Below are 4,539 nucleotides of genomic sequence, written 5' to 3' on the forward strand. Positions count from 1 at the left end.
ATGATAAACCTCCTGCCCATCATGATGCATGGTTAAAAAAACCTGCGGATTGGCCAAAGCCACGCGCTGAAATTCGTCAATAATATGGCGCATCTCCACCGGGTTACTTTTTAAAAAGTTACGGCGGGCAGGTGTGTTATAAAAAAGGTTTTTGATAGAGATGGATGTCCCGGTATTGGCCGAACAAGCTTCCTGGCTGAGCACTTCCGACCCTTCTATCTGTATACAGGTACCCAGTTCATCCTCATGCCTGCGGGTTTTTAGCTCCACCTGGGCAATAGCGGCTATAGAAGCCATGGCTTCGCCCCTGAAACCCATGGTACGGATGGCAAAAAGATCTTCGGCCTTGCGAATTTTTGAAGTAGCGTGCCGCTCAAAACACATGCGCGCGTCGGTAAGGCTCATACCACAGCCATTATCAATAACCTGTATCAGTGATTTCCCGGCGTCCCTTAATATCAGCTGAATTTTATCGGCACCGGCATCTATCGCGTTCTCTATCAATTCTTTTACTGCGGATGCAGGTCGCTGCACTACTTCGCCTGCGGCAATCTGGTTGGCAACGGCATCCGGTAAAAGCTGTATTATATCTGGCATTAAAAATATTTCCCTTCTGCGCCCGAAAGAGGCGTGTCAATTAAGACGCTAAATTAATTATTTGATTGCATAACTTTACCGTTACATACTTGTATATACTATTTACGTTAATAATATTTACATCTACCTGTTTATTAATACCATATGAAGAAACTCTGGCCGGTGCTGTTTTTACTCCTTGCAGCATGCAAACAAAAAGAATATAATGCCGATCTGCTTGTAAAAAATGCACTTGTATATACTGTAGATAGTACCTTTACCACCGCCAATGCCTTTGTGGTGAGTAGCGGCAAAATATTAGCCGTAGGCAATATAGATACCCTGGAAAAACAATATTTAGCCCGCGAAGTAATTGATGCCGGCGGCAAAGCGGTTTACCCCGGTTTTATTGATGCCCACGCGCATTTTTACGAATACGGTTTAGGCCTGCAGGATGTTAAATTGGTTGGCACCAAAAGCTGGGACGCCGTTTTAGATTCGGTAAGCAGTTACTCGCGCCACAAAACCGATGGCTGGATCATAGGCAACGGCTGGGACCAAAACATCTGGGCCAATAAAGCATTCCCCAACAAAGCCAAGCTTGATTCGCTGTTCCCTGTACGCCCGGTATTACTGAGCCGTGTTGACGGGCATGCTGCTATTGCCAACCAGGCCGCATTAAATATTGCCGGTATTAAACCCGGGCAAAAAATAACCGGCGGCGAAATAGAGACCGTAAACGGTAAATTAACCGGCATACTGGTAGATAACGCTGTTGGGATTGTTACCCGCAAGATCCCCGCCCCAACAGAACAAATTACCCAGGCGGCTTTACTGGATGCACAACGCAATTGCTTTGCGGTGGGGTTAACCACTGTAGATGATTGCGGCCTGCCTTATACCATGGTAAACACCATTGCCGCATTACAGCACAAAGGCGACCTTAAAATGCGTATGTATGTAATGCTTGCCGACCAGCAGGAAAATTACGATTACCTGTTTAAACGCGGCGCATACAAAACGCCAGGCCTTAACGTACGCGCGTTTAAAGTTTATGCCGATGGCGCACTGGGTTCAAGAGGAGCTTGTTTATTGCACCCATACTCCGACCAGAAAAACTGGAGTGGTTTTTTACTAAGCAGCAAGGCGCATTTTGAGGAAGTAGCTAAAAAAATTGCGGCTCATGGTTTCCAGATGTGTACTCATGCTATTGGCGATTCTGCCAACCGGGTGATGCTGAAAATTTATGCCGAAAACCTGAAAGGCAAAAACAACAAACGCTGGAGGATAGAGCACGCGCAGATCGTATCACCTCAGGATGTAAAATTGTTTGGCGATAATAATATTATCCCATCGGTGCAGCCTACGCATGCCACATCTGATATGGTGTGGGCTGCAAAGCGCCTGGGCGCCGAACGTTTAAAAACAGGCTATGCCTATAAAGACCTGATGAAACAAAACGGGTGGATCCCGCTGGGGACGGATTTCCCGGTAGAAAACATAAACCCCATGTACACGTTTTATGCTGCAACAGAGCGCAGGGATTTGAAAGGTTCGCCGGATGGAGGCTTCCAGATGGAGAACGCGCTTAGCCGTACCGAAGCCTTGAGAGGCATGACCGTATGGGCTGCCAAAGCAAACTTTGAGGAACACGAAAAAGGCAGTATCGAAGTAGGTAAGTATGCCGACTTTGTGATACTTGACCAGGATATAATGAAGGTAAAAGGCAGCGAATTGCCCAATGTTAAAGTTTTAAAAACATATATAAATGGTGTTAAGGTTTATGAGAAAAAATAGTCGGAATTTATACATCCTGCTGCTATCCGGTTTTGTACTTTTTAATTCTGCCTGTGCGCAAAACCCACCATTTACGGGTAAAGCTTATATAAAAGAACAGCTGCTTGTTGAGCAGGCAACCGTATTGCTCAATAACGGGAAGCAACTTATCCCCCTGCAAAACCTGGACAATAATAAAATTGCCAGCATCCATTTTTCAGCACCCTACGCGGTTGCGTTTGATAGCCTGCTTAATAAATACGCGAAAGTTAATGCCATAAACGGCAATGATTATTTGGGCACAAAACCCTTTGATATGCTGGCGCAGGATACCAAATTTTATAACACGCTTATCCTGCAGCTTACCGATGCCGAAGTGAATAACCCGCAGATCATCGGCTTTATTAACAACACCCAAAAGTTAAAAAACGTTGTTGTTTCATTTATCGGCAATAGTTCATCACTTATTAAGCTGAATGAGGTTAGCTCGCCGGTAATCTGGTCGGCAAGGGTATCGCCGGTGGCAGCGTTATACAGCGCACAGGCAATTTTTGGCGGCGTTGCCATAACGCAACGGCTCACCAAAACCTATGCACCTAAATACACAGCTAACTCGGGTTTTTTAACCTCTAAAACCCGCCTGCAATATACTGTGCCCGAAGATGCCGGCATCAATGCCGATAACCTCAAAGAAATTGATAACATTGCCAGCGAAGCTATTGCCAACCGCGCCACACCGGGATGCGTGGTTTTAGTGGCCAAGGATGGCAAGGTGATATTTAACAAGGCCTATGGTTATCATATGTATGATAACGGCATTGCCGATAAGATAACCGACATCTTCGATATTGCATCCATGACCAAGATCTCGGCTACCACTATGGAGGCCATGCAGCTTTATGACCAGGGGAAACTCAATCTCGATTCGACCCTGGGCACGTATATGCCCATTACCCGCAACACCAATAAAAAAACGCTGAGTGTGCGCGAATTGCTGGAACACCAGGCGGGGTTGATACCAGATATTTCTACTTTCGAGGTGATCAAACCAACCGACCATAGTACCGATTCATCAGCGGCGTACCCAACCAAGGTAAATGATAACTATTACGTGCGTAAAAATTACTTTGAAGAGGTAATGCTGCCTGCTGCACTGCGTTCGGCAGTTAAAACCCGCGGGCAATATGTGTACAGCGATGTTGGGATGATATTTTTGCAACAGATAGCCGAAACCATCACCGCCATCCCTTTAAATAAATATGTGCAGGATAAGTTTTATACCCCGCTGGGGATGCAAACGGCTGGTTTTTTACCGCTTTACCGGTTCCCGGCAAACCGCATCCCGCCCACCGAAGATGATAAAAAAGATCGTAAAACCCTGATAGACGGCTACGTGCACGACCCAACCGCGGCCCTGATGGGTGGCGTTGCCGGGCATGCAGGTGTATTTGCCAGCGCCAATGATGTGGCTATACTTTACCAGATGATGCTGAACCGTGGCACCTACGGCGGTGTGCAATACGTTAAACCTGAAACGGTTGACCTGTGGACATCCAAACAATCACCCGTTAGCAGGCGCGGCCTGGGCTTCGATCGCTGGGACCCCATTGCCGACAGGCATTACCCATCAAAGCTGGCCTCAGATATGGCTTACGGGCATACCGGCTTTACCGGAACCTGCGTGTGGGTAGATCCGAAATATAACCTGGTATATATTTTCCTGTCAAACAGGGTGTACCCAAACGTAGGTAACAGGTTAGGCAGCCTAAATATACGGCCGCGCATACAGGATGCGGTTTATGAAGCGATACAGAAAGGCTTGTAAAAGGCTTTAAACCCGTCAGATAAGAATGTATTATCAGCGCTTATAAAACATAAATCACTGATAATAAAACACATACTATAACTAAAAAACACAAAGCGCTGATTACAAGGCAAATGCGCGCGTTCACAGGCGTTCACGGCTGTGAACGTGAACACTTTGCATTTACCAGGTCGTTTTAAGGGCGTTTTAGGGGCGTTTTTAGAACGTACTTAATCTATCCACTCAAACTTGGTATAAGGCACAAGCGCCTCAGGTATTTTTATCCCTTTCTCCGTTTGGTTATTCTCCAATAAAGTAGCTACAATACGCGGCAAGGCTAATGCACTACCATTTAAGGTATGCGCCAATTGTGTTTTACCCTC

3 protein-coding genes and 1 pseudogene are annotated in these 4,539 nt (G+C 46.2%); 2 read left to right on the forward strand and 2 right to left on the reverse strand.

The genetic code is table 11. The features are described from left to right. Positions 1-597, reverse strand: a 597-nt coding sequence (mutL, locus tag WC615_RS22705; RefSeq protein ID WP_372980307.1) for a DNA mismatch repair endonuclease MutL, incomplete at its 3' end; no start/stop codon positions are given. Positions 598-741: 144 nt separating this feature from the next. Between mutL and WC615_RS22710 the strand changes: the two genes are divergently transcribed. Further along, positions 742-2,373, forward strand: coding sequence for an amidohydrolase (locus WC615_RS22710; protein ID WP_372980308.1), 1,632 nt, complete (start codon positions 742-744; stop codon positions 2,371-2,373). Continuing rightward, a complete protein-coding gene (locus tag WC615_RS22715; RefSeq protein ID WP_372980309.1) occupies positions 2,360-4,177 on the forward strand; it encodes a serine hydrolase domain-containing protein in 1,818 nt (605 codons plus the stop codon). Before WC615_RS22710 ends, WC615_RS22715 begins: the two co-directional genes overlap by 14 nt. 209 nt (positions 4,178-4,386) lie before the next feature. Here WC615_RS22715 and WC615_RS22720 read toward each other — a convergent pair. After that, positions 4,387-4,539: pseudogene (locus WC615_RS22720) on the reverse strand (serine--tRNA ligase); the annotation flags it as partial.

The organism is Mucilaginibacter sp., assembly GCF_041663085.1.
GTDB lineage: Bacteria > Bacteroidota > Bacteroidia > Sphingobacteriales > Sphingobacteriaceae > Mucilaginibacter.